The sequence below is a fragment of the Ottowia sp. genome (assembly GCF_047601385.1).
In the GTDB taxonomy this organism is placed as follows: Bacteria; Pseudomonadota; Gammaproteobacteria; order Burkholderiales; family Burkholderiaceae_C; genus Ottowia.
This window is the reverse complement of record NZ_JASGJP010000001.1, coordinates 574,540-597,268: the sequence shown is the minus strand read 5'-3', so window position 1 is coordinate 597,268 and position 22,729 is coordinate 574,540. Positions and strand designations below refer to the sequence as shown.

The 22,729-nt window shown below is 70.6% G+C and carries 25 protein-coding genes and 1 pseudogene; 22 read left to right on the top strand and 4 right to left on the bottom strand.

The features are described from left to right. Positions 1 to 84: 84 nt before the first annotated feature. Both QM772_RS02925 and QM772_RS02920 read left to right on the top strand, forming a co-directional pair. Positions 85 to 288, top strand: coding sequence for a YdcH family protein (locus tag QM772_RS02925; protein ID WP_415133967.1), 204 nt, complete (start codon positions 85 to 87; stop codon positions 286 to 288). After that, on the top strand, positions 285 to 2,276 hold the full coding sequence (locus QM772_RS02920) for an ATP-dependent DNA helicase (protein ID WP_415133966.1): 1,992 nt from the start codon (positions 285 to 287) through the stop codon (positions 2,274 to 2,276). Before QM772_RS02925 ends, QM772_RS02920 begins: the two co-directional genes overlap by 4 nt. A 52-nt stretch (positions 2,277 to 2,328) precedes the next feature. Here QM772_RS02920 and QM772_RS02915 read toward each other — a convergent pair whose 3' ends face one another. Both QM772_RS02915 and QM772_RS02910 read right to left on the bottom strand, forming a co-directional pair. After that, complete coding sequence (locus QM772_RS02915; protein ID WP_415133965.1) at positions 2,329 to 2,736, bottom strand: PIN domain-containing protein; 408 nt, start codon at positions 2,734 to 2,736, stop codon at positions 2,329 to 2,331. Beyond that, entirely contained in the window at positions 2,733 to 3,026 is a 294-nt protein-coding gene (locus QM772_RS02910; RefSeq protein WP_415133964.1) for an AbrB/MazE/SpoVT family DNA-binding domain-containing protein, read from the bottom strand. The genes QM772_RS02915 and QM772_RS02910 overlap by 4 nt, the downstream gene beginning before the upstream one ends. On the opposite strand from QM772_RS02910, the gene QM772_RS02905 reads away from it, so the two are divergent. The 3 genes and pseudogenes from QM772_RS02905 to QM772_RS02895 all read left to right on the top strand — a co-directional run. Then, on the top strand, positions 3,025 to 3,438 hold the full coding sequence (locus QM772_RS02905; protein ID WP_415133963.1) for a type II toxin-antitoxin system HigB family toxin: 414 nt from the start codon (positions 3,025 to 3,027) through the stop codon (positions 3,436 to 3,438). The genes QM772_RS02910 and QM772_RS02905 overlap by 2 nt on opposite strands. Then, positions 3,435 to 3,812, top strand: a complete 378-nt coding sequence (locus QM772_RS02900; RefSeq protein WP_415133962.1) for a helix-turn-helix domain-containing protein — start codon at positions 3,435 to 3,437, stop codon at positions 3,810 to 3,812. Before QM772_RS02905 ends, QM772_RS02900 begins: the two co-directional genes overlap by 4 nt. Before the next feature lie 177 nt (positions 3,813 to 3,989). Then, positions 3,990 to 4,166, top strand: a pseudogene (locus QM772_RS02895) (helicase C-terminal domain-containing protein); the annotation flags it as partial. Positions 4,167 to 4,261: 95 nt separating this feature from the next. Here the strand turns inward: QM772_RS02895 and QM772_RS02890 are convergent. Together QM772_RS02890 and QM772_RS02885 are read right to left on the bottom strand one after the other, a co-directional pair. After that, on the bottom strand, positions 4,262 to 5,215 hold the full coding sequence (locus tag QM772_RS02890) for a hypothetical protein (RefSeq protein WP_415133961.1): 954 nt from the start codon (positions 5,213 to 5,215) through the stop codon (positions 4,262 to 4,264). A gap of 134 nt (positions 5,216 to 5,349) precedes the next feature. Continuing rightward, positions 5,350 to 6,153 carry an outer membrane protein assembly factor BamD gene (locus tag QM772_RS02885; protein WP_415133960.1) on the bottom strand — a complete coding sequence of 268 codons (804 nt, stop codon included), beginning with the start codon at positions 6,151 to 6,153 and terminating at the stop codon, positions 5,350 to 5,352. 50 nt (positions 6,154 to 6,203) lie between these two features. Between QM772_RS02885 and QM772_RS02880 the strand changes: the two genes are divergently transcribed. The 17 genes from QM772_RS02880 to QM772_RS02800 all read left to right on the top strand — a co-directional run bounded on the left by QM772_RS02880 (position 6,204) and on the right by QM772_RS02800 (position 22,667). Further along, positions 6,204 to 7,157, top strand: coding sequence for an RluA family pseudouridine synthase (locus QM772_RS02880; RefSeq protein ID WP_415133959.1), 954 nt, complete (start codon positions 6,204 to 6,206; stop codon positions 7,155 to 7,157). A 130-nt stretch (positions 7,158 to 7,287) separates the two neighbouring features. Further along, on the top strand, positions 7,288 to 8,076 hold the full coding sequence (gene scpB, locus QM772_RS02875) for an SMC-Scp complex subunit ScpB (protein WP_415133958.1): 789 nt from the start codon (positions 7,288 to 7,290) through the stop codon (positions 8,074 to 8,076). Then, complete coding sequence (locus tag QM772_RS02870) at positions 8,073 to 9,326, top strand: pseudouridine synthase (RefSeq protein WP_415133957.1); 1,254 nt, start codon at positions 8,073 to 8,075, stop codon at positions 9,324 to 9,326. The genes scpB and QM772_RS02870 overlap by 4 nt, the downstream gene beginning before the upstream one ends. Positions 9,327 to 9,404: 78 nt before the next feature. Beyond that, entirely contained in the window at positions 9,405 to 9,830 is a 426-nt protein-coding gene (ndk, locus tag QM772_RS02865) for a nucleoside-diphosphate kinase (RefSeq protein WP_415133956.1), read from the top strand. Positions 9,831 to 9,855: 25 nt separating this feature from the next. After that, positions 9,856 to 11,013 (top strand): 23S rRNA (adenine(2503)-C(2))-methyltransferase RlmN, encoded by a 1,158-nt coding sequence (gene rlmN / locus QM772_RS02860; protein ID WP_415133955.1) that lies wholly within the window; start codon positions 9,856 to 9,858, stop codon positions 11,011 to 11,013. After that, positions 11,010 to 11,828: a type IV pilus biogenesis/stability protein PilW gene (gene pilW, locus QM772_RS02855; RefSeq protein ID WP_415133954.1), complete on the top strand. Its 819-nt coding sequence runs from the start codon at positions 11,010 to 11,012 to the stop codon at positions 11,826 to 11,828. Before rlmN ends, pilW begins: the two co-directional genes overlap by 4 nt. Beyond that, entirely contained in the window at positions 11,821 to 12,690 is an 870-nt protein-coding gene (locus tag QM772_RS02850) for a helix-turn-helix domain-containing protein (protein ID WP_415133953.1), read from the top strand. The genes pilW and QM772_RS02850 overlap by 8 nt, the downstream gene beginning before the upstream one ends. A 5-nt stretch (positions 12,691 to 12,695) precedes the next feature. Beyond that, on the top strand, positions 12,696 to 13,955 hold the full coding sequence (gene ispG, locus QM772_RS02845) for a flavodoxin-dependent (E)-4-hydroxy-3-methylbut-2-enyl-diphosphate synthase (RefSeq protein ID WP_415133952.1): 1,260 nt from the start codon (positions 12,696 to 12,698) through the stop codon (positions 13,953 to 13,955). A gap of 66 nt (positions 13,956 to 14,021) precedes the next feature. Beyond that, positions 14,022 to 15,338: a histidine--tRNA ligase gene (gene hisS / locus QM772_RS02840; protein ID WP_415133951.1), complete on the top strand. Its 1,317-nt coding sequence runs from the start codon at positions 14,022 to 14,024 to the stop codon at positions 15,336 to 15,338. A 17-nt stretch (positions 15,339 to 15,355) separates the two neighbouring features. Further along, entirely contained in the window at positions 15,356 to 16,033 is a 678-nt protein-coding gene (locus QM772_RS02835) for a YfgM family protein (RefSeq protein WP_415133950.1), read from the top strand. Continuing rightward, positions 16,030 to 17,163: an outer membrane protein assembly factor BamB gene (bamB, locus tag QM772_RS02830; protein ID WP_415133949.1), complete on the top strand. Its 1,134-nt coding sequence runs from the start codon at positions 16,030 to 16,032 to the stop codon at positions 17,161 to 17,163. Before QM772_RS02835 ends, bamB begins: the two co-directional genes overlap by 4 nt. A 25-nt stretch (positions 17,164 to 17,188) precedes the next feature. Then, on the top strand, positions 17,189 to 18,526 hold the full coding sequence (gene der / locus QM772_RS02825) for a ribosome biogenesis GTPase Der (protein WP_415133948.1): 1,338 nt from the start codon (positions 17,189 to 17,191) through the stop codon (positions 18,524 to 18,526). A gap of 122 nt (positions 18,527 to 18,648) precedes the next feature. Next, on the top strand, positions 18,649 to 18,894 hold the full coding sequence (hfq, locus tag QM772_RS02820) for an RNA chaperone Hfq (RefSeq protein ID WP_415133947.1): 246 nt from the start codon (positions 18,649 to 18,651) through the stop codon (positions 18,892 to 18,894). Positions 18,895 to 18,979: 85 nt separating this feature from the next. Beyond that, positions 18,980 to 20,197, top strand: coding sequence for a GTPase HflX (hflX, locus tag QM772_RS02815; RefSeq protein ID WP_415133946.1), 1,218 nt, complete (start codon positions 18,980 to 18,982; stop codon positions 20,195 to 20,197). Beyond that, positions 20,194 to 21,561, top strand: a complete 1,368-nt coding sequence (gene hflK, locus QM772_RS02810; RefSeq protein WP_415133945.1) for an FtsH protease activity modulator HflK — start codon at positions 20,194 to 20,196, stop codon at positions 21,559 to 21,561. Before hflX ends, hflK begins: the two co-directional genes overlap by 4 nt. A gap of 16 nt (positions 21,562 to 21,577) precedes the next feature. Beyond that, a complete protein-coding gene (gene hflC, locus QM772_RS02805; RefSeq protein WP_415133944.1) occupies positions 21,578 to 22,468 on the top strand; it encodes a protease modulator HflC in 891 nt (296 codons plus the stop codon). Positions 22,469 to 22,478: 10 nt separating this feature from the next. Further along, positions 22,479 to 22,667 carry a DUF2065 domain-containing protein gene (locus QM772_RS02800; RefSeq protein WP_415133943.1) on the top strand — a complete coding sequence of 63 codons (189 nt, stop codon included), beginning with the start codon at positions 22,479 to 22,481 and terminating at the stop codon, positions 22,665 to 22,667. Positions 22,668 to 22,729 lie beyond the last annotated feature (62 nt).

Below are 22,729 nucleotides of genomic sequence, written 5' to 3'. Positions count from 1 at the left end.
GGCCCTTCCGCACGCCGTTGTTTGGCGAGGCCGTATTATTGAACGAAGTCCCGGCCGCGCTCTCGCGCGCCGGGCATCGTTTTCGTGACGTTCAACCTGCATTCCCCGGAAAGACAGCTCATCGAGCTGCGCATCGAGCACGCCGACCTCGACGCCTGGATCGACCGCCTGGCCGAGCAGTCCCCGCTCGACCAGCTCATGCTCCAGCGCCTGAAGAAGCGCCGGCTGGCGCTGCGCGACGCCATCGCGCGGCTGGAGTTGGCGCTGGACCCCAAAGAACCCGCATGAGCGCTCTGGGGGAAACCGTACAGGCCGTGTTCGCCGACGGCGGCCCGCTGTCCGTCGCCGCCGAGGGCTTCCGCACCCGCGACGGCCAGACGCAGCTGGCGCTGGCCGTGGCGCGCACGGTGGAGCAGGGCGGCGTGCTGGTGGCCGAGGCCGCCACCGGCGTCGGCAAGACCTTCGCCTACCTGGTGCCGGCGCTGCTGTCGGGCGAGCGCGTGCTGCTGTCCACCGCCACCAAGACGCTGCAAGACCAGCTCTTCGGGCGCGACCTGCCGCGCCTGGCGCAGGCGCTGGGCGTGCCGGCGCGCATGGCGCTGCTGAAGGGGCGCGCCAGCTACCTGTGCCTGCACCGCCTGGGCTTCGCAGGGCAGGCGGCCGAGCCGCGCGTGCGCCACGCGCTGGCCCAGGTGGAGCGCTGGGCGCAGGCCACGCGCACCGGCGACCTGGCCGAGCTGCCAGGGCTTCATGATCACTCGCCCGTCATCCCGCTGGTCACCTCCACGCGCGAGAACTGCCTGGGCGCCGAATGCCCGCAGTGGCGCGCCTGCCACGTCAACCTGGCGCGGCGGCAGACGATGGCGGCCGACGTGGTGGTCGTCAACCACCACCTGTTCTTCGCCGACCTGGCGGTGCGCGAATCGGGCATGGCCGAGCTGCTGCCCACCGCGCGCGTGGCGATCTTCGACGAGGCGCACCAGCTCAACGAGACCGGCATCCAGTTCCTCGGCCAGCACCTGGCCACCGGGCAGTTGCTGGACCTGGCGCGCGACCTGCTGGCCGCCGGCCTGCAGCACGCGCGCGGGCTGGCCGACTGGATGACGCTGGCCGGCGGGGTGGAGGTGGCCGCGCGCGACCTGCGCCTGGCCGCCGGCGGCGCCCGCGCCGGCGCGCGCCTGCGCTGGCTGGGCGCGGCGCCCGAGGGGCTGGATGGGGCCGACTGGCAGCGCAGCCTGGCCCGGCTGGGCGGCGCCCTGGCCCAGGCCGCCGAGGCGCTGGATACGGTCAGCGAGCTGGCGCCCGACTTCACGCGCCTGCACGAGCGCGCGCTCGCGCTGGCCGCGCGCGTGGAGCGCTTCGGCGCCCCCTGTGACCCGGCCCTGGTGCGCTGGGCCGACGTCGGCGCCGGCCTGCGCCTGGTCGAGTCGCCGCTGGACATCGCCGACGCCGTGCGCACGCGGCTGCTCGCCGCGCCGGATGCCGAGGGGCGCGGCCGCGCCTGGGTGTTCGTCTCCGCCACGCTGGGCGACGACGCGCGGCTGACGTGGTTCACCCAGCCCTGCGGCTTGCAGGAGGCCGAGGTGCTGCGCGTCGGCAGCCCGTTCGACTACGCGCGCCAGGCCGCGCTGTACGTGCCCGCGCACATCGCGCGCCCGGCCGACCCGGCGCACAGCGCGCAGGTCGCGCGCCTGGCCGGTGATGCCGCCGCGCGCCTGGGCGGGCGCACCATGGTGCTGACCACCACGCTGCGCGCGCTGCGCAGCATCGGCGACGCGCTGGCCGAGCGCTTCGGCCCCGGCAGCGGCATCGAGGTGCTGGTGCAGGGCCAACTGCCCAAGCGCGTGCTGATGGAGCGCTTCCGTCAGGGCAACGCCAACGGCGAGCCCGGCTGCGTGCTGGTCGCCTCCGCCTCGTTCTGGGAGGGCGTGGACATGCCCGGCGAGGCGTTGCAGCTGGTGGTCATCGACAAGCTGCCCTTCCCGCCGCCCGGCGACCCGCTGGTGGAGGCGCGCTGCCGCCGCATCGAGGCCGGGGGGCGCAGCGCTTTCACCGACTACTCGGTGCCCGAGGCGGCGGTCGCCCTCAAGCAGGGCGCCGGGCGGCTGATCAGGCGCGAGACCGACACCGGCCTGCTGGTGATCTGCGACACGCGCCTGACGACGATGGGCTACGGCCGCCGCCTGCTGGCGGCGCTGCCGCCGATGCGGCGGCTGGGCTCGGCGGCGGAGTTCGAGGCGGCGCTGGATGCGCTGGCCGCGCCTGCGGAGATTTGAGGAAAAAGTGGCCCCAGCGCGCGCCAGTAAAGCGCTGGCAGCTATTGAAACGCTAGCTATCTGCGGCCAGCCAGCGAACGTCCGGATGCTGTGCCAGCGCCTTGTCGAAGCTGACGGTGTGCTCGCAGCCCAGGCGGCGGTTGCGGGCCGCGATCAGGCAGTCGGCAAAGCCGGCCTTGCCGTGGCGGAAGGCGCTGGCTGCCTGTTCCAGCGTGGCGCGATGCTCGAAGGCAAAGGTCTTGACCGTCAGCAGCAGATCGATCACGCCCGCCTGCGCCGCCTTGTCCATGCCGTAGCGCGCCTTCAGCACCCACATGGTTTCCACCAGCACCAGATCACTGAGCAGAACCGCTTCGGGCACGTCGTTGATCGGCTCCAACAGATCGCGCACGGCCTGGGCCTGTGCCGGGTCGTCGTTGACCAGCAGGCGCACCAGCACGTTGGTGTCAAAGCCGATCATGCGGCCTTCTTGCGGCGGCCCGCTGCCTTCGGCGCGTCGGTGGTGGTGGCCGCGAACCGGGCCACGGCCGCGGCCTCGATGGCGCGCGCCATGTCTTCCACGCTGACGGGCCGCGCGCCGGGCCGGTGCAACGCGCCGAAGATGTCCAGCGCGGTGCGACTGATGGGCCGGGCGCGGATCGCGCCATCGACGATGTCCAGATCCAGCCGCGTGCCTTCCACCAGCCCCAATTGATTGCGGATGGCCTTGGGCAGGGTGACTTGCCCCTTGTTGCTGACGGTGGCGTGCATGGGTTTTCTCCTGTTCAGGGGATTTTCGGAAATTATCATGAAATTCGGAAAATTTCCCAACAGGGTGAATCTGTTTCACCTATCGTTGCCAGTCGTGCGGAACGCCTGGCGAAAGGCGCGCTCCGTCAGGCTACGGAAGGCCGGACTGGCCGACCTCGGTGCCGGCAGGCCCGTCGCCAGGGTGCTCGTTGCGCCGCAGCAGGCGCGGGCCGGGGAGAAGAAGCAGGCGGCTCATGAGGCCGGATTCTGCTTCAAGCGCCGATGGCTGATTCACGGCAATCCCAAAATGGGACTAAATTTCCGCTTGGTGGTGGCTGTCGTCTACCGGGCGGGCGTGCTGCTCGTCAAGTTCGTTGGCACACATGAGAGGTACGACAGGATCGACGTTGCAACCGTGGAGCACAAGGCATGACATTCCAGCTCAAACCCATCCGCACCGAAGCCGATTGCCAGGCCGCGCTGAAGGTGGCGGAAGCCTTCTTCGACGCGCCTGCCGAACCCGACGCGGACAGCGAGGAGGGCGCGGCATTCGATGCGCTGGTCACGTTGATCGAGGCGTATGAACGCAAGCACTACCCCATTGCCCCGCCCGACCCGATCGAGGCCATCAAGTTCTGCATGGAGCAGCGCAGCCTGACCATCAAGGACCTGGCCCCCATGATCGGCCAGCCCAACCGGGTCTATGAAGTGCTGGCACGCAAGCGCCCGCTGTCGTTGGCGATGATCCGCAAGCTGCATCGGGGCTTGGGTATTCCGACCGATGTGCTGATCGGTATGGCGGCATAGCGGGGAGGGGCCATTTTTATCTACCCCTGATTTCGCTTTGACTCGTCATTCCCGCCCGCGCTGGAATGATGGGGAAAATTTATAGGAAAAAGAAGCTCCAACGCGCGCCAGTCAAGCGTCGGGAGCTATCGAATCATGAGCGTTGAGTGGAAATCTTGATCTGACCCCAGGAAGCCCGGGCGGCTGATCAGGCGCGAGACCGACACCGGTCTGCTGCTGATCTGCGACACGCGCCTGACGACGATGGGCTACGGCCGCCGCCTGCTGGCGGCGCTGCCGCCGATGCGGCGGCTGGGCTCGGCGGCGGAGTTCGAGGCGGCGCTGGAGGCGCTGGCCGCGCCTGCGGAGATTTGAGGAAAAAGTGGCCCCAGCGCCCGCCCATCAAGCGCTGGCAGCTATTGAATTTGTAGTAAAAATGTGCCCATCGCCCGGATTCGGCACAGATTCGCTCAAGGCTCAGCGTCACCGGCCGTGCGAAACGCCTTGCGAAAGGCCCGCCCCGCCAAGGCGCGGAAGGCCGGCCGGACGATGACCCGGCCGCCGAACACCTGCGCCAAGTGCGCGGCGGCGGGCGCGTCGTCCGCCAAGTCGCGGATCGCCCTGCGCACTTGCGACGGGGGCACGTCGGCCAGGGTTTCGAACAGCGTGTCGAATCCGGGGCGATCAAGCTCGGCGAACAGGTCGTCGCCCGAGACATACCGGGGCGTTCCGGTGTCGAGTTCCGCCTTGCGCTCGGTCAGTTCGGCCACGACGGCTGCCTGATCCGCCGGCGCGCCGTGGAACGATAGCTCCCACAGCACGGCATGGACGAACTGCCCCAGGCACAGTTCGGCGCAGCGCGCCCGGGCGAGGGTATCGCCGTAGGCCAGGGTATCGAGGTCGTCCTCGATCACCTTCAGCGTCGGGTTGAAGCGCAGCGGCAGCACCAGCATTTCGCGCAGCGGCGTCAGCGAAACAGCCCACTGGATGCGTTCGCCGGCCTTGCGGCCGTGGTCTGGCGCATCGACGGCCAGCACCTTGCCCACGCCATGCAGATCCAGGTGATCCACCCACGAATACGTGGAGTCGCCTGTATTCAGCTGCCAGTTCCGGTACAGCTCCAGGTACTCGATGCCGCCTACCTCGGGCGGATCGCTGCCGCGCCGGGGGGGCACTGGCCCTTTGCGCGCCTCGGCGCACAACTCGGCCGCGAAGTCGCGCCGGAACACGCGCTGCAAATCCTCGCAGCGGGCCAGCAGCCGGAACAGATCGCCCAGCGTGAACGCGGGGTCGAGTTCGAGCGGGTCGAAAAGGTATTCGTGGGCCGATTCGGTGACATCGGCCTCGGCGCCGGCCGGCCCATCGCCAGGGTGCTCGTTGCGCCGCAGCAGGCGCGGGCCAGGGAGAAGCAGCAGGCGGCTCATGAGGCGGATTCTGCTTGAAGGGGTGTTCGCTCCATGCGCTGCACCACTCCGGCTGCGGGTTTGAATGAAATCGGGCTTCAGCACCCGCCAATCAAGCGCCAGAAGCTATCGAAACAAGAGCGCCAGGCGCCGCGTCACCACAACTGCCACCAGGGCTTGTCGGCCTTCCTGAAGCCGCGCGCCAGGTATTCGCTGCCGGGGTAGTTCTGGTCGAGCACGCGGCGGGCGTCGTCGCGCAGGTCGTTCATGCCCAGCTTGTCGTAGGACTGCACCAGGATGTAGAGCGCTTCTTCCAGCGCCGGCGCGTCGCGGTAGTCCGACAGGGCCTGCTGCGCGCGGTTCACCGCCGCCACGTAGGCGGCGCGCGTGTAGTAGTAGCGCGCCACGTGCACCTCGTACTGCGCCAGCGCATTCACGGTGTAGCGCATGCGCGCGCGCGCGTCGGGCGTGTAGCGGGAGTCGGGGAAGCGCGTGACCAGTTCGTTGAAGGACTCGAAAGCCTCCTTGGCGGCCTTCTGGTCGCGCTCGGACAGATCCTGCCGCGACAGGAAGGAGAACAGCCCCAGCTCGTCGTTGAAGTTGATCACGCCCTTCATGTACAGGGCGTAGTCGATGGCCGGGCTGGCCGGGTGCAGGCGCATGAAGCGGTCGAGCGTGGCGATGGCCTCGGGCTTCTGGCCGTCCTTGAACTGCGCGTAGGCCTTGTCGAGCTGCGCCTGCTGCGCCAGCGGCGTGCCGGCGGCGCGGCCCTCCAGCGTTTCGAGCAGGGGGATGGCCTTGTCGTAGGCGCCGGCGCCTAACTCGTCCTTGGCCTCGGCCTGGATGCGGTTGGGGCTCCAGCCGCTGGTCTTGTCCACCGGCTTGGACGAGCAGCCGGCCAGCAGCGCCGCCAGCGCCAGAATACCTACACCAGCGGCCGATAATCGGGCACGTTGCATCAGTGGCAAACCTCTTGAATCAAGCTGTCTCGATTATATCGGCCACCCCCTTGGACGAAGGCGATGTGGAGGCCGAGTCCGAGCGCCGCGCCTTCACTGTCGCCGCCGACTTGCACGGCCAGCGCCTGGACCGCGCGCTGGCCGCGCTGGTGCCCGAGTTCTCGCGCAGCTACCTGAGCCAGCTCGTGGGGGAGGGCACTGTGCAACTGGGCGGCCAGCCGGTGCGCAAGCCTGCGCACAAGGTGCGCGCCGGCGACCAGCTGGCGGTGGAACTGCGCCCCACGCCCATGAGCCAGGCCTTCGTGCCGCAGGCCATCCCTCTGAATGTGGTGCACGAGGACGCGCACCTGCTGGTCATCGACAAGCCCGCCGGCCTGGTGGTGCACCCCGCCGCCGGCCATTGGAGCGGCACGCTGCTGAACGCGCTGCTGGCGCGCGACGCCCAGGCCGCGCGGCTGCCGCGCGCCGGCATCGTGCACCGGCTGGACAAGGACACCAGCGGCCTGATGGTGGTGGCGCGCACGCGCGCGGCGATGGACGCGCTGGTGGCCCGCATCGCCGCCCGCGAGGTACGGCGCGAGTACCTGGCGCTGGCGCACCGCTCCTGGGCCGGCTTGCCTGGGCGCGAGGTGGACGCGCCCATCGGCCGCGACGCGCGCAACCGCCTGCGCATGGCGGTGGTCGATTTGCAGCGCCAGCCCGGCAAGCCGGCGCAGACCCGCTTAGAGCTGATCGCCAACGCGCCGCAGGGCTGCCTGGTGCGCGCCCTGCTGCGCACCGGGCGCACGCACCAGATCCGCGTGCACATGGCGCACCTGGGCCACCCGCTGGTGGGCGACGCGCTGTACGGCGGCGCGTCGGCGGCCGGGCTGGCGCGGCAGGCGCTGCACGCGCGGCGGCTGGCCTTCGAGCACCCTGTGACCGGCGCCGCGCTGGCCTTCGAGGCGCCGCTGCCGGCCGACCTGGCCGGCGCGCTGGCGGCCTGGGGGCTTGACTACAATTGAGCCTTCGTCGTCCGGCCCGTGACGACCTCCGTACCGGATGCCCCGGCATCCCGCGCCGCCGTCCGCCGCGCGCCAACCCCCTCGCACGCATGACCCGCACAGGCTTCCCACCGCGCCCCGGAGGCGCCCCGTGAATTCCACCGACGCCAAGCGCATCCTGGAGACGGCGCTGATCTGCGCCCAGCAGCCCATGCCGGTGCGCGAGCTGCGCGTGCTGTTCGCCGACGAGCTGGGGGCCGATACCCTCAAGAACATGCTGCTCGAATTGCAGGACGAATGGGCGCAGCGCGGCGTCGAACTGGTGCAGGTGGCCAGCGGCTGGCGCTTCCAGAGCCGGCCGGAGATGCGCGAATACCTCGACCGCCTGCACCCCGAGAAGCCGCCCCGGTACACCCGCGCCACCCTGGAGACGCTGGCCATCATCGCCTACCGCCAGCCGGTGACGCGCGGCGACATCGAGGACATCCGCGGCGTCACCGTCAACTCGCAACTGCTCAAGCAGCTGGAGGACCGTGGCTGGGTCGAGGTCATCGGCCACCGCGAGACCGTCGGCCGCCCGGGGCTGTACGCCACCACGCGCCAGTTCCTTGACGACCTGGGGCTGGAGTCGCTGGACCAGCTGCCGGTGCTGGAATCGCCTTCCGAGCAGGCCGCGAGCATGTTCGACGCACTGGGGCCGGCGGCGGCGGAGGCTGCTGTCGAAGCGCCCGAGGCCGAGGAGTCGTTCGGCAGTGAAGTTGCCGAAGGGCCCGAACTCGCATCTCCGGCCGATGAGCCGCTTGCCGACGAATCGGCGTCCATCGCGCCGGCCGCTGCCGGGCCGCAGGCTGACGATCTGCTCCCCGAATCGCCGCAAGCCGAGGCACCGGAACCTGACGAGCTGGCCGAACCCTCTTCACCGGAGTCCCCCGCGCCATGAACCCCGACGAGCCGATCCCTGCCCCGGATTTCGAGGAAAATAAGCCTCCAGCGCCCGCCAGTACAGCGCTGGCAGCTCCTGAAGATGTAGCAAAAACCGCCGATGACGCACCCGTCGCCATCGACGACGTGCTCTCCGGCCGCTTCGACGACGAAGCCGCCGCCCCCGCCGCGCCGCCCAAGCGCGTGCTGCTGCCCCAGCCCGAAAGCCCCAAGCTGCACAAGGTGCTGGCCCAGGCCGGCCTGGGCTCGCGGCTGGAGATGGAGCAGCTCATCCTGGATGGGCGCATCTCGGTCAACAACCAGCCGGCGCACGTCGGCCAGCGCATCCAGTACGGCGACCAGGTCAAGGTCAACGGACGGCCCGTGCCGCTGCGCATCGCCCCGCCGCCGGCGCGCGTGCTGGCCTACCACAAGCCGGTGGGCGAGGTGGTGACCGCCGACGACCCGCAGAACCGCCCCACCGTGTTCCGCAAGCTGCCGCGCCTGCTGCCCGGCCAGGGCAAGTGGCAGTCGGTCGGCCGGCTGGACCTGAACACAGAGGGCCTGCTGCTCTTCACCAACTCCGGCGAGCTGGCCAACCGCCTGATGCACCCGCGCTTCGGGCTGGAGCGCGAGTACGCCGTGCGCGTGCTGGGCGCCCTGAGCGACGAGGAAAAGCAGCGCCTGCTCGACGGCGTGCAGCTCGACGACGGCCCGGCGCAGTTCAGCGCCATCCAGGCCGAGGGGCTGGGCGAGGGCGCCAACCAGTGGTACCGCGTGACCATCTCCGAGGGCCGCAACCGGGAGGTGCGCCGCATGATCGAATCCGTGGGCCACGCCGTCAGCCGCCTGATACGCATCCGCTACGGCGCCATGCTGCTGCCGCGCGGCCTGCGGCGCGGCATGTGGATGGAGCTGGGCGAGCGCGACATCCGCGCGCTGGGCGAGGCGTCGGACACGCCCGAGCGCGTGATCCGCGGCGGCCGCGAGCCGAGCCCGCAGCCGGCCGACAAGCCGCGCCGCGCCCGCGCCGACCGCGGGCGCGGCAGCGGCCCCCGGCCCGCCATGGTGGGCGGTGCGCCGCGCGGCGAGGCCCCGCCGCCCGAGCAGCGCCGGCGCGGCCCCGCCAGGAAGACCGGCCAGCCCGATCCGCTGAAGACCTCCCAGGGCTACATCGGCGCCGACGCCTTGTCGCGCCAGCGCGCCGCGCCCAAGGGCAAGCCCAATGCCAAACCCGGCGGCAAGCGCAGCGGCGGGCCACGCCGCTGACACGCCCGCCGGTTAAAATCAAGGGCTTTGCCCAATGCGGGCTTCGCCGTTTCAATCAAAACCCAGGAAACCATCAGCATGGCCACCGAACGCACCCTCTCCATCATCAAGCCCGACGCCGTCGCCAAGAACGTCATCGGCCAGATCTACGCCCGCTTCGAGGCCGCCGGCCTGAAGGTCATCGCCGCCCGCATGCAGCACCTGTCGCGCCGCGAGGCCGAGCAGTTCTACGCCGTGCACAAGGAGCGCCCCTTCTTCAAGGACCTGGTGGACTTCATGATTTCCGGCCCGGTGATGATCCAGGTGCTGGAAGGCGAGGGCGCCATCGCCAAGAACCGCGAGCTGATGGGCGCCACCGACCCCAAGAAGGCCGACAAGGGCACCATTCGCGCCGACTTCGCCGACTCCATCGACGCCAACGCCGTGCACGGCTCCGACGCGCCCGAGACGGCCGCCGTCGAGGTGTCCTTCTTCTTCCCCGGCCTGGCGATCTACTCGCGTTGAGCGCGCGCGGCCCGGCCCCGCTGGCATGAACACTCCGGTCAACCTGCTCGACTTCGACCTCGACGGGCTGGCCGCGTTCTGCGAGGGCCTGGGCGAGAAGCGCTTTCGCGCCACCCAGCTCTTTCGCTGGATCCACCAGCGCGGCGCGGCCGACTTCGACCAGATGAGCGATCTGGCGAAGTCCTTGCGCGACAAGCTGGCTGGCCGCGCCATGGTGGCGGGCCTGCCCATCATCAGCCAGCACGAATCGAAGGACGGCACCATCAAGTGGCTGTTCGACGTCGGCGGCGGGAACGCCGTCGAAGCGGTGTTCATCCCCGAGGACGACCGGGGGACGCTGTGCATCTCGTCCCAGGCCGGCTGCGCGGTCGGCTGCCGCTTCTGCTCCACCGGTCACCAGGGCTTCAGCCGCAACCTGACCACGGGCGAGATCGTCGCCCAGCTCTGGTTCGCCGAGCACTTCCTGCGCAAGCACCTGGGCACGGGAGAGCGCGTCATCTCCAACGTGGTGATGATGGGCATGGGCGAGCCCCTGCAGAACTACGACCGGCTGGTGCCCGCGCTGCGCACCATGCTTCATGATCACGGCTACGGGCTGTCGCGCCGGCGCGTGACGGTGTCCACCTCCGGCGTGGTGCCGATGATCGAGCGCCTGGCGCGCGACTGTCCGGTGGCGCTGGCGGTGTCGCTGCACGCCCCCATGGACGAGCTGCGCAGCCACCTGGTGCCGCTGAACCGCAAGTACCCCATCGACGAACTGCTGCGCACCTGCACCGGCTACCTGGCCAGCGCGCCGCGCGACTTCATCACCTTCGAATACTGCATGCTCGACGGCGTCAACGATGCGCCCGAGCACGCGCAGGCGCTGATCGCGCTGGTGCGGCGGCACGGCGCCGAGGGCCTGCGCTGCAAGTTCAACCTGATCCCGTTCAACCCGTTCCCGCAGTCGGGCCTGGTGCGCTCGCCCCTGCCGCGCGTGCTGGCGTTCGGCAAACTGCTGAACGATGCTGGTATCGTCACCACGGTGCGCAAGACGCGCGGCGACGACATCGACGCCGCCTGCGGGCAACTGGCCGGCGACGTGCAGGACCGCACCCGCGTGCGCGAGCGCATGGCGCGCCAGCGCACGGTGGTGCTGCATCCGGCGCGCGCCCCCGCGCCGACGAGAAAGGCTCATTCATGATCATTGCGACCTCGCTCTCCAGCCGGCTGCCGCTGCGTGCCTGGGCGGCGCTGGCCCTGCTGGGCGTGCTGGCCGGCTGCGCCACCCGGCCCGGCCTGGGCGATACCCCCATCGAGCTGCAGACCGCCTCCGACGAGACCGACGCCCGCAAGCGCGCCCGCACGCGGCTGATGCTGGCCTCCAGCTACTACGAGAACGGCCAGACCACCGTCGCGCTGGACGAGATGAAGAAGGCCATGCAGGCCGACCCGACCTTCCCCGATGTCTACAACCTGGGCGGCCTGATCTACATGGCGCTGGGCGAGCGGCCGCTGGCGCAGAGCCATTTCGAACGCGCCATCGCGCTCAACCCGCGCGACGCCAGCGCCATGCACAACCTCGGCTGGCTGCAATGCCAGCAGGGCCAGTACGCGGCGGCCACGCAGTCGTTCCAGCGCGCGGTCGCGGTGCCCACCTACCAGGAGCGCGCCAAGACGCTGATGACGCAAGGCATCTGCGAGGCGCGCGGCGGCGACGCGGCCAAGGCCGAGGCCACGCTGCAGCGCTCCTACGAGCTGGACGCCGGCAATCCCGTGACGGGCTACAACCTGGCGCACCTGCTGTACCAGCGCGGCGACTACGGCCGCGCGCAGTTCTACATCCGGCGCCTCAACAACAGCGAGCGGGCCAACGCCGAATCGCTGTGGCTGGGCATCCGGGTCGAGAACCGGCTGAACAACCGCCAGGCCATGGAGCAACTGGCCTCGCAGCTGCGCCGGCGCTTCCCGCAGTCGCGCGAGCTGCAGGCCTACGAGCGGAGGGCTTTCGATGAGTGAGCGCGACTCCGGGCTGGCCGGCCTGTCCGAGGCGGCGGCCGCGTCCCCTGGCCGCCCGACCGCCGGCGCCATGCTGCGCGAGATGCGCGAATCGGCCGGCGTCGATGCCGCGCTGGTGGCCAGCGCCATGAAGGTGTCCCTGCAGAAGCTGGAGGCGCTGGAAAGCGACCGGCTGGAAGAGCTGCCCGACATCACCTTCGCGCGCGGCCTGGCCTCGGCGATCTGCCGCGCCTTCGGCGCCGATCCGGCGCCCGTGCTGGAGCGCATGCCGGTGTCCGCGCCCGGCCTGCGCGCGAGCGACCACGCCATCAACCAGCCGTTTCGCCGCGCCGGCGACCGGCCGGCGCCGATGGGCACGGGCAGCTTCTCCAAACCGGCGCTGATCGCCATTGCCGCGCTGCTGCTCGGCGCCGCCGCGCTGTGGCTGCTGCCGACGCTGCCGATCCAGCTCGGCGCGCCGCCCGAGGCGGCCAGGCCCGCCGACGGCGGCATGGTGCGCGAAAGCGTCGAGCCCACGCTGGCGGCCGAGCCCGCGCCCGCCGAGTTGCCGGCCGGCGCCGCGTCCGTCGAACAGGGCGCGGCGATGCCCGCCGCCGCCGCATCGGCCGTCGTCGAAGCCGCGCCCGCCGGCGTGCTGGCCTTCACCGCCGCTGGCGAGACCTGGATCACCGTGCGCGACGCCGCCGGCAAGCCGCTGGTCAATCGCGCGCTGGCGGCGGGCGAGACGCTGGGCGTCGCCGGCGAGCCGCCGCTGGCCGTCACCATCGGCCGCAAGGATGCGGTCACCGTCACGGTGCGCGGCCAGCCGTTCGACCTGAAGTCGCTCGGGCCGTCCAACGTGGCGCGCTTCACCGTCAAATGAACCCGATGGACGCGCCCTTGATCCCGCAGCCGGTGGAAGTGGCCCAGCCCGCGCCGCGCCGCACGCGCCAGGCGCGCGTGGCCTGGGGCCGGCGCGTGGTCACCGTGGGCGGCGACGCGCCGGTGCGCGTGCAGTCGATGACCAACACCGACACGGTGGACGCCATCGGCACCGCCATCCAGGTCAAGGAGCTGGCGCTGGCTGGCAGCGAGCTGGTGCGCATCACCGTCAACACGCCCGAGGCGGCCGCGCAGGTGCCCTACATCCGCGAGCAGCTCGATCGCATGGGCATCGACGTGCCGCTGATCGGCGACTTCCACTACAACGGCCACCGGCTGCTGACCGACTATCCGGCCTGCGCCGAGGCCCTCAGCAAGTACCGCATTAACCCCGGCAACGTCGGCAAGGGCGCCAAGCGCGACGCGCAGTTCGGCCAGATGATCGAGGCCGCGCTGAAGTGGGACAAGCCTGTGCGCATCGGCGTCAACTGGGGCAGCCTGGACCAGGAGTTGCTGGCCGGCCTGATGGACGAGAACAGCCGCCGCGCCCAGCCCTGGGAGGCGCGCCAGGTGATGTACGAGGCGCTGATCAGCTCGGCCGTCGGCTCGGCCGGCCAGGCGGTGGAGCTGGGCATGGACCCGGCGCAGGTCATCCTCAGCTGCAAGGTCAGCGGCGTGCAGGACCTGATCGCCGTCTACCGCGCGCTGGCGCGCCGCTGCGACTACCCGCTGCACCTGGGCCTGACCGAGGCCGGCATGGCCACCAAGGGCACGGTGGCTTCCGCGACCGCGCTGTCGATCCTGCTGCAGGAGGGCATCGGCGACACCATCCGCGTCAGCCTCACGCCGCAGCCGGGCGAGGCGCGCACGCAGGAGGTGGTGATCGCGTCGGAGATATTGCAGGCGCTGGGCCTGCGCGTGTTCGTGCCCAGCGTCACCGCCTGCCCGGGCTGCGGGCGCACCACCAGCACCACTTTCCAGGAACTGGCCAAGCAGATCGACGACCACCTGCGCGCGCAGATGCCGGTGTGGCGCAGCCGCTACCCGGGCGTCGAGAAGCTGAAGGTGGCGGTGATGGGCTGCATCGTCAACGGCCCCGGCGAGAGCAAGCACGCCGACATCGGCATCAGCCTGCCCGGCACCGGCGAGAGCCCGGCCGCGCCGGTGTTCATCGACGGCGAGAAGGCGATGACGCTGCGCGGCGACCACATCGCGGCCGAGTTCCACGCCATCGTCGAGCGCTACATCGCCCAGCGCTTCGGTTGAGAACAAAATAGGCCTCCAGCGCCCGCCAGGCAAGCGCTGGCAGCTATCAAAATAATAGTTTCATCAATGTCCAAACCCCCGCTGATCGCTGCCGTCAAAGGCATGAACGACATCCTGCCGGCCAGCGTGCCGCGCACCGACAAGCTGCCCGACTCGGCGCTGTGGCACTGGTTCGAGTCGGTGGTGCGGCGCGTGCTGGCGCGCTATGGCTACCAGTACATCCTGACGCCGGTGGTCGAGCCCACGGCGCTGTTCGTGCGCGGGCTGGGCGAGGTGACCGACATCGTAGAGAAGGAGATGTATTCCTTCACCGACTCGATGAACGGCGACAGGCTCACGCTGCGCCCCGAGGCCACGGCCGGCATCGTGCGCGCCATGGTGGAGCACAACGCGCTCTACAACGGGCCGCTGCGGCTGTGGACGCTGGGCCCCATGTTCCGCCACGAGCGGCCGCAGAAGGGCCGCTACCGCCAGTTCCACCAGCTCGACGTGGAGGCGCTGGGCTTCCCCGGGCCGGACGTGGACGCCGAGCTGATCCTGATGGCGCGCGCGCTCTGGCGCGAGCTGGGCCTGCTGGAGGGCGCGCACGTGCGGCTGGAGATCAACAGCCTGGGCCAGCCGGCCGAGCGGCAGGCGCACCGCGAGGCGCTGGTCAAGCACTTCGAGGCGCATGCCGACGTGCTGGACGAGGACGCGCGCCGCCGCCTGCACAGCAACCCGCTGCGCATCCTCGACACCAAGAACCCGGCCATGCAGGCCGTGGTGGAAGCGGCGCCGCGGCTGATGGACTTTTTGGGCGACGAATCGCGCGCGCACTTCGACGCCGTGCGCGCCGTGCTGGACGCCGCCGGCCTGGCCTACCGCGTCAACCCGCGCCTGGTGCGCGGCATGGACTACTACAACCTCACCGTGTTCGAGTGGGTCACCGACCAGCTCGGCGCGCAGGGCACGGTGTGCGGCGGCGGGCGCTACGACGGGCTGATCGGCCAGATGGGCGGCAAGCCGGCGCCGGCGGTGGGCTTCGGCCTGGGCATCGAGCGGCTGCTGCTGCTGATCCAGGCGCTGCAACTGCCGCTGCCGGGCGCCGCGCCCGACGCCTACGCCGTCGTGCCCTCGGCCGCCGCGCTGCCGCGGGTCATGCCCGTGCTGGAGCAACTGCGCGCGGCCGGCATCGCCGTGGTGCAGCACGCGGGCGGCGGCGGCATGAAGGCCCAGTTCAAGAAGGCCGACGCCAGCGGCGCGCGCTTCGCGCTGGTCTTCGGCGACGACGAGTTGGCGCGCGGCGAAGTCACCGTGAAGGCGCTGCGGGGCGGCGGCGACCAGCTCGCCCGGCCGCTGGCCGATGTGCCCGCCTGGGCCGGCACCCTAAAATCGACCGATTAAGCGAACACCAACCAATCATGGCGACCAATCTCGATCTCGAAGAACAGGAACAGCTTGACGCGCTCAAGCACTTCTGGAACCGGTGGGGCAACCTCATCACCTGGCTGCTGATCGCCGTGCTGGCGGCCTACACCGCCTGGACCGGCTGGCAGTACTGGGAGCGCCGCCAGGCCGGCCTGGCGGCAGTGCTGTACGACGAGATCGGCCGCAGCGCCCAGGCGGGTGACATCGCCCGCGTCGAGCGCGCGCTGGCCGACATGAAGGGCAAGTACGGCGGCACCGCCTACGCCGCCCAGGGCGCGCTGCTGGCCGCCAAGCTGCTGCACGACAAGGACAAGCCCGCCGAGGCCAAGGCCGCGCTGGCCTGGGCCGCCGAGAAGGCGCCGGGCGATGGCCTGAAGGCCGTCGCGCGCCTGCGCCTGGCCTCGCTGCACACCGGCGACAAGGCCTACGACGAGGCGCTGAAAACCCTGTCCGCCAGCTTCCCCGAGCCCTTCGTGCCACTGGCGGCCGACCGCCGGGGCGACGTGCTGCTGCTGCAAGGCAAGCGCGCCGAGGCGGCGGTGGAGTTCGGCAAGGCCTACCAGGGCCTGGGCGCCGACGCCGGTGACTACCGCCGCCTGGTCGGCATCAAGCTGAACGCGCTCGGCATCGATCCCGAGGCCGGCGGCACCCGCACCGGAGCCGCATCATGACGAGCCGGCAGAATCGCTGGACTTTTCTGGGCGGCGCGCTGCTGGCGGCCACCGTGCTGGCCGGCTGCGCCGGCGGCACGGCGCGGCCCAAGCCGGCCGAGCTGAAGCCCGTCGTGCCCGTGGTCGCCGTGCGGCAGGCCTGGACGGCGCGCGTGCCGGCCGTCAACTTCCCCTTGCAGGTGCATGCCGCTGGCGGCCAGGTGCTGGTGGCCGGCAGCGACGGCACCGTGGTGACGCTGGACGCCGCCTCCGGCCGCGAGCTGGGCCGCGCCAGCGTCGGCGCCGAACTGTCCGGCGGCGTCGGCGGCGACGGCCGCGTGACCGCCGTGGTGACGCGCGCCAACCAGGTGGTGGCGCTGGAAGGCGGCCGCGAACTGTGGCGCCACCGCCTGCCCACGCAGAGCTACACCGCGCCGCTGGTGGCCGGCGGCCGCGTGTTCGTGCTGGGCGCCGACCGTTCGCTGACCGCGCTCGACGGCCAGAGCGGCGCGCTGCTGTGGAATACCCAGCGCCCCGCCGAGCCGCTGGTGCTGCGCCAGGCCGGCGTGCTGCTGCCGGTCGGCAACACGCTGGTGGCCGGCGTGGCGGGCCGCATGATCGGCGTCGACCCCGACACCGGCGACGTGCGCTGGGAGGCCCCGGTGGCCTCGGCGCGCGGCACCAACGACGTCGAGCGGCTGGTCGACCTGGTGGGCGGCGTCAGCCGCCAGGGCGGCGTGGTCTGCGCGCGCGCGTTCCAGACCGCCGTCGGTTGTGTCGATACCGCCGGTGGCAGCGTGCGCTGGAGCCGCCCGGCCAACGGCGGCACCGGCGTGTCGGGCGACGGCGAGCGCGTGTACGGCACCGAATCCGACGGCCGCGTGCTGGCCTGGCGCGCCGACACCGGCGATCGCGCCTGGGCCGTCGATGCGCTGCAGTGGCGTGTGCTGACCGGCACGCTGGTGCTGGGCCGCTCGGTGGTTTTCGGCGACAGCACCGGCCTGGTGCACCTGCTTTCGCGCGAGGACGGCAGCCCGATGAACCGCCTGACCACCGACAGCTCCGGCGTCGCCGCCACCCCGGTGGCCGCCGGCAACACGCTGGTGGTGGTCACGAAGTCGGGCGGCGTCTACGGCTTCGTGCCCGAGTGAGGCCGACCACAGGCCGGCCGAGCGCATGAAGCCCGTCATCGCCATCGTCGGCCGGCCGAACGTCGGCAAGTCCACGCTGTTCAACCGGCTGACGAAGAGCCGCGACGCCATCGTGGCCGACTTCGCCGGCCTCACGCGCGACCGCCACTACGGCCAGGGCCAGCTGGGCCAGCGCGAATACATCGTCATCGACACCGGCGGCTTCGAGCCCGACGCCGAGAGCGGCATCTTCAAGGAGATGGCCAAGCAGACGCGCCAGGCCGTGGCCGAGGCCGACGTGGTGCTGTTCATCGTCGATGCGCGCGCCGGCCTGTCGGCGCAGGACCACGACATCGCCGGCTACCTGCGCCGCCTGGGCAAGCACTGCCTGCTGGTGGCCAACAAGGCCGAGGGCATGCGCGAGGGCGCGCAACTGGCCGAGTTCTACGAGCTGGGCCTGGGCGAGGTGGTGCCGGTTTCAGCCGCGCACGGGCAGGGCGTGCGCAGCCTGCTGGAGGCGGCGCTGGATTCGCTCGACCTGCCGGACGAGGAAGAAGCGCCCGCCGAGGACCAGAACCTCATCCGCCTGGCCGTGGCCGGGCGCCCGAACGTCGGCAAGTCCACCCTCATCAACACCTGGCTGGGCGAGGAGCGGCTGGTCGCCTTCGACCTGCCGGGCACCACGCGCGACGCCATCACGGTGCCCTTCGAGCGCAACGGCCAACGCTTCGAGCTGATCGACACCGCCGGCCTGCGCCGCAAGGGCAAGGTGTTCGAGGCGATCGAGAAGTTCTCGGTGGTCAAGACGCTGCAGGCCATCGAATCGGCCAACGTCGTGCTGCTGCTGCTGGACGCGACGCAGGGCGTGACCGACCAGGACGCGCACATCGCCGGCTTCGTTCTCGACGCCGGGCGCGCCGTGGTGCTGGCCGTCAACAAGTGGGACGCGATCGACGCCTACCAGCGTGAGCTGGTGCAGCGCTCCATCGAGGCGCGGCTGCCGTTCCTGAAGTTCGCCGAGCTGCACTTCATCTCCGCCAGGAAGCGCCAGGGCCTGGGGCCGCTGTGGGGCTCCATCGCGCGCGCCCACAAGGCGGCGCTGCGCAAGATGCCCACGCCCCAGCTCACCCGCCTGTTGCAGGAAGCGGTGCAGTTCCAGCAGCCCCGGCGCTCGGGCATGTACCGGCCCAAGCTGCGCTACGCGCACCAGGGTGGGGTGAATCCGCCGATCATCGTGGTGCACGGCAACTCGCTCGACGGCGTGACCGACGCCTACAAGCGCTACCTGGAAGGGCGCTTCCGCAAGGCGTTCGACCTCACCGGCACGCCGCTGCGCATCGAAATGAAGTCGGCGCGGAACCCTTACGCCGACAAGGAGTCCTAAGCAGGCCCTGCGGGGCCTGGCTCTATCGCAAGGATCGTTCGTTGTAGACCCTTGCGATAGAGCAGATCATCCCCATGTGGTAAGTTCCAACTCCTTCAAACTTCTCGAACACGGAGAATATCGTGAGCAATAAAGGGCAGCTTCTACAAGACCCGTTTCTCAACACCCTGCGCCGCGAGCACATCCCGGTCTCCATCTACCTGGTGAACGGGATCAAATTGCAGGGCCAGATTGAGTCTTTTGATCAATACGTCGTGCTCCTTCGCAACACCGTCACGCAGATGGTCTACAAGCACGCCATCTCGACCATCGTGCCGGGACGCGCGGTCAACTTCTCGGCCAATGCGGACAGTCAGGAATCTGATTGAAATCGGCCTCCAGCGCTTATGCCACCTGCGCCAGTAGCTCATCTTTTTGTAGCTGGTGGGGTGGCTGAACACCCCATCCAGCCCATTGCCCACCGTCACCACACCTGACCGAAGCGCCGCCGCCGTACTGGTGGGCGTCGATCTGGGCGTGCCGCATTTCGACGGCGAGCTGGAAGAGCTGGGCCTGCTGGCCGAGACCGCCGGGCTGCACCCCGTGGCCCGGCTCACCTGCAAGCGCAAGGCGCCCGACGCGGCGCTGTTCGTCGGCAGCGGCAAGGCGGAGGAAATCCGCCTGCTCGCCGCCAGCGAAGGCGCGCAGGAGGTGCTGTTCGACCAGGCGCTGAGCCCGGTGCAGCAGCGCAACCTGGAGCGCGCCATCGGCCTGCCGGTGAACGACCGCACGCTGCTCATCCTGGAAATCTTCGCCCAGCGTGCGCGCAGCCACGAGGGCAAGCTCCAGGTGGAACTGGCGCGCCTGCAATACCTCAGCACGCGCCTGGTGCGCCGCTGGTCGCACCTGGAGCGGCAGCAGGGCGGCATCGGCACGCGCGGCGGCCCCGGCGAGACGCAGATCGAACTCGACCGCCGCATGATCGGCGAGGCCATCAAGCGGACCAAGGAGCGCCTGGTCAAGGTCAAGCGCCAGCGCCAGACGCAGCGGCGCCAGCGCGAGCGGCGCGAGACCTTCAACATCTCGCTGGTCGGCTACACCAACGCCGGCAAGTCCACGCTGTTCAATGCGCTGGTCAAGGCCCGCGCCTACGCGGCCGACCAGTTGTTCGCCACGCTCGACACCACCACGCGCCAGCTCTACCTGGGCGACACCGACGGCATGGGCGGCCGTTCCGTCTCGCTGTCCGACACCGTGGGCTTCATCCGCGACCTGCCGCACGGTCTGGTGGACGCCTTCGAGGCCACCTTGCAGGAGGCGGCCGACGCCGACCTGCTGCTGCACGTGGTCGATGCCGGCAACCCCGCCTTCCCCGAGCAGATGGACGAGGTGCGGCGCGTGCTGCGCGAGATCGGCGCCGGCGAACTGCCGCAATTGCTGGTGTTCAACAAGCTCGACACGCTCGACGCCGCCCGCCGCCCGCTGGCCTTGCAGGACGAGATCGAACTGGACGGCCGCCGCCACACCCGCATCTTCGCCAGCGCCCGGTCCGGCGAGGGCCTGCCGCTGCTGCGCGCCGAACTGGCGCGCCGCGCCCAGGCGCAGGCCGGCGCCGCCGAGGAGCCCGTCGCGATTGGGCACAATGGCGGGTTGCACAGCCGAGACACCGACAGCCGAGACTCCGACGAATGAAAGACCGTTCCAGCGCCTTGCGCCTGGCCGCCTGGCCGGCCCGCATCCGGGGCATGTTCAACCTGAACGATCCGCGCTGGGGCCGCGGCGACGAGCCGTCCGGCCAGGGCGAGCCGCGCCCGGACGACCAGCCGCAACGCCCCGCCGAGCCCCCGCGCCAGCCGCCCGAGCCGCCGCGCGGCGGCGGCCGGGGCCCCAACCAGGGTCCGCCCGATCTCGACGAGCTGTGGCGCGACTTCAACCGCAAGCTCGGCGGCCTGTTCGGCGGCCGCGGCGGTGGCAACCGCTCCGGCGGCGGTGGCGGGAACTTCCAGCCCGACATGAAGAGCGCCGGCTTCGGCGTGGGCGTGATCGCCGGCATCGCCGCGCTGATCTGGCTCGGCACCGGCTTCTTCATCGTGCAGGAAGGCCAGCAGGCCGTCATCACGCAGTTCGGCAAGTACCACTCCACCGTCAGCGCCGGCTTCAACTGGCGCCTGCCGTACCCCATCCAGCGGCACGAGACGGTGCGCGTGACGCAGATCCGCTCGGTCGACGTCGGCCGCGACAGCGTGGTCAAGGCCACCGGCCTGCGCGAGTCGGCCATGCTGACCCAGGACGAGAACATCGTCGAGATCAAGTTCGCCGTGCAGTACCGCCTGAACGACGCGCGCGCCTACCTGTTCGAGAGCAAGAGCCCCGACGACGCCGTGGTGCAGGCCGCCGAGAGCGCCGTGCGCGAGGTGGTCGGCAAGATGACCATGGACAACGCCATGGCCGACGAGCGCGACCAGATCGCCCCTCGCGTGCGCGACCTGATGCAGGCCATCCTCGACCGCTACCAGGTCGGCATCGAGGTGGTGGCCGTCAACATGCAGCAGGGCGGCACGCGTCCGCCCGAGCAGGTGCAGGCCGCGTTCGACGACGTGCTCAAGGCCACCCAGGAGCGCGAGCGCGTCAAGAACGAGGCGCAGGCCTACGCCAACCAGGTCGTGCCGCTGGCCGTCGGTACCGCCGCGCGCCTGAAGCAGGAGGCCGACGGCTACAAGGCCCGCGTGGTGGCGCAGGCCGAGGGCGACGCGCAGCGCTTCGCATCCGTGCTGGCCGAGTACCAGAAGGCGCCGCAGGTCACGCGCGAGCGCATGTACCTCGACACCATGCAGGACATCTACGGCGGCGTGAACAAGGTCATCGTGGACAGCCGCTCCGGCAGCCTGATGTACCTGCCGCTTGACAAGGTCATGCAGGCCGCCGGCGCTGCGCCAGCAGCGGCCAGCACCGCGCCGGCGCCCGCCGCCGCCGTGCCGGCCGCGCCGGCTGCCAACGCGGCCGCCAATGGCCGTTCACGCGACGCCGCGCGCAGCCGCGACCGTGAATCCCGATAAAGACCAGGCCACGGACATGAACAAAGTCGGATTCATCGGAACCACCGTCCTCATCGTGCTGGCGCTGCTCGGCGCCACCATGTTCGTGGTGGACCAGCGCCAGTTCGGCGTGGTCTACCAGCTCGGCCAGATCAAGGAAGTCATCACCCAGCCGGGCCTGAACTTCAAGCTGCCGCTGGTGCAGAACGTCAACTACATCGACAAGCGCCTGCTCACGCTCGACAGCATGGACACCGAGCCCGTGCTCACCGCCGAGAAGCAGCGCGTGGTGATCGACTGGTACGTGCGCTGGCGCATCACCGACCCGCAGGCCTACATCCGCAACGTCGGCCTGGACGAGATGGCCGGCGCGCAGCAGCTCAACCGCGTGGTGCGCAACGCCTTCCAGGAGGAGATCAACCGCCGCACCGTGCGCGAACTCATCTCCACCCGCCGCGAGACGCTGATGGCCGACGTCAAGCGCGAGGTCACCGAATCCGTCAAGGGCGGCAAGCCCTGGGGCATCGACATCGTGGACGTGCGCATCACGCGCGCCGACTACGTGGAGTCGATCACCGAGTCGGTCTACCGCCGCATGCAGGCCGAGCGCCAGCAGGTGGCCAACGAACTGCGCTCCACCGGCCAGGCCGAGGGCGAGCAGATCCGCGCCGACGCCGACCGCCAACGCGAGGTGACGGTGGCCAACGCCTACCGCGACGCCGAGAAGGTACGCGGCCAGGGCGACGGCGAGGCCACCCGCATCTACGCCGACTCGTTCGGCAAGGATCCGCAGTTCGCCGAGTTCTACCGCAGCCTGGACGCCTACCGCGCCAGTATCGGCAAGCCGGGCGACGTGCTGGTGATCGACCCGGCCTCGTCGGACTTCTTCCGCAACATGCGCAACCCGCCGGTCTCGGGCCGGCGCTGAAGCGGCGCGCGTGGACGGCGACACGCTGCTGGCCGCGCTCGGTCTGGCGCTGATCATCGAGGCGCTGCTGCCCTTCATCGCGCCGCGCGCGTGGCGCAGCGCCTTCAGCCAACTCCTTCAGATGCAGGACGGGCAGATCCGCTTCTTCGGCCTGCTTGGGCTGATGGCCGGTCTGGCATTGATCTGGATCGCGAGCTGAGCAGGGGCGTGCGCGGGAGTCAACGCCGGCCGCCGCCGGGCCGCTCCCAAGGCGGCCGGGGC

Coding starts and splice junctions, on each gene's coding strand:
- QM772_RS02920 (WP_415133966.1), top strand. CDS start 285: ATGAGCGCTCTGGGGGAAACCGTACAGGCCGTGTTCGCCGACGGCGGC.
- QM772_RS02915 (WP_415133965.1), bottom strand. CDS start 2,736: ATGATCGGCTTTGACACCAACGTGCTGGTGCGCCTGCTGGTCAACGAC.
- QM772_RS02905 (WP_415133963.1), top strand. CDS start 3,025: ATGGGTTTTCTCCTGTTCAGGGGATTTTCGGAAATTATCATGAAATTC.
- QM772_RS02910 (WP_415133964.1), bottom strand. CDS start 3,026: ATGCACGCCACCGTCAGCAACAAGGGGCAAGTCACCCTGCCCAAGGCC.
- QM772_RS02900 (WP_415133962.1), top strand. CDS start 3,435: ATGACATTCCAGCTCAAACCCATCCGCACCGAAGCCGATTGCCAGGCC.
- QM772_RS02890 (WP_415133961.1), bottom strand. CDS start 5,215: ATGAGCCGCCTGCTGCTTCTCCCTGGCCCGCGCCTGCTGCGGCGCAAC.
- QM772_RS02885 (WP_415133960.1), bottom strand. CDS start 6,153: ATGCAACGTGCCCGATTATCGGCCGCTGGTGTAGGTATTCTGGCGCTG.
- QM772_RS02870 (WP_415133957.1), top strand. CDS start 8,073: ATGAACCCCGACGAGCCGATCCCTGCCCCGGATTTCGAGGAAAATAAG.
- ndk (WP_415133956.1), top strand. CDS start 9,405: ATGGCCACCGAACGCACCCTCTCCATCATCAAGCCCGACGCCGTCGCC.
- rlmN (WP_415133955.1), top strand. CDS start 9,856: ATGAACACTCCGGTCAACCTGCTCGACTTCGACCTCGACGGGCTGGCC.
- pilW (WP_415133954.1), top strand. CDS start 11,010: ATGATCATTGCGACCTCGCTCTCCAGCCGGCTGCCGCTGCGTGCCTGG.
- QM772_RS02850 (WP_415133953.1), top strand. CDS start 11,821: ATGAGTGAGCGCGACTCCGGGCTGGCCGGCCTGTCCGAGGCGGCGGCC.
- ispG (WP_415133952.1), top strand. CDS start 12,696: ATGGACGCGCCCTTGATCCCGCAGCCGGTGGAAGTGGCCCAGCCCGCG.
- hisS (WP_415133951.1), top strand. CDS start 14,022: ATGTCCAAACCCCCGCTGATCGCTGCCGTCAAAGGCATGAACGACATC.
- QM772_RS02835 (WP_415133950.1), top strand. CDS start 15,356: ATGGCGACCAATCTCGATCTCGAAGAACAGGAACAGCTTGACGCGCTC.
- bamB (WP_415133949.1), top strand. CDS start 16,030: ATGACGAGCCGGCAGAATCGCTGGACTTTTCTGGGCGGCGCGCTGCTG.
- der (WP_415133948.1), top strand. CDS start 17,189: ATGAAGCCCGTCATCGCCATCGTCGGCCGGCCGAACGTCGGCAAGTCC.
- hflK (WP_415133945.1), top strand. CDS start 20,194: ATGAAAGACCGTTCCAGCGCCTTGCGCCTGGCCGCCTGGCCGGCCCGC.
- hflC (WP_415133944.1), top strand. CDS start 21,578: ATGAACAAAGTCGGATTCATCGGAACCACCGTCCTCATCGTGCTGGCG.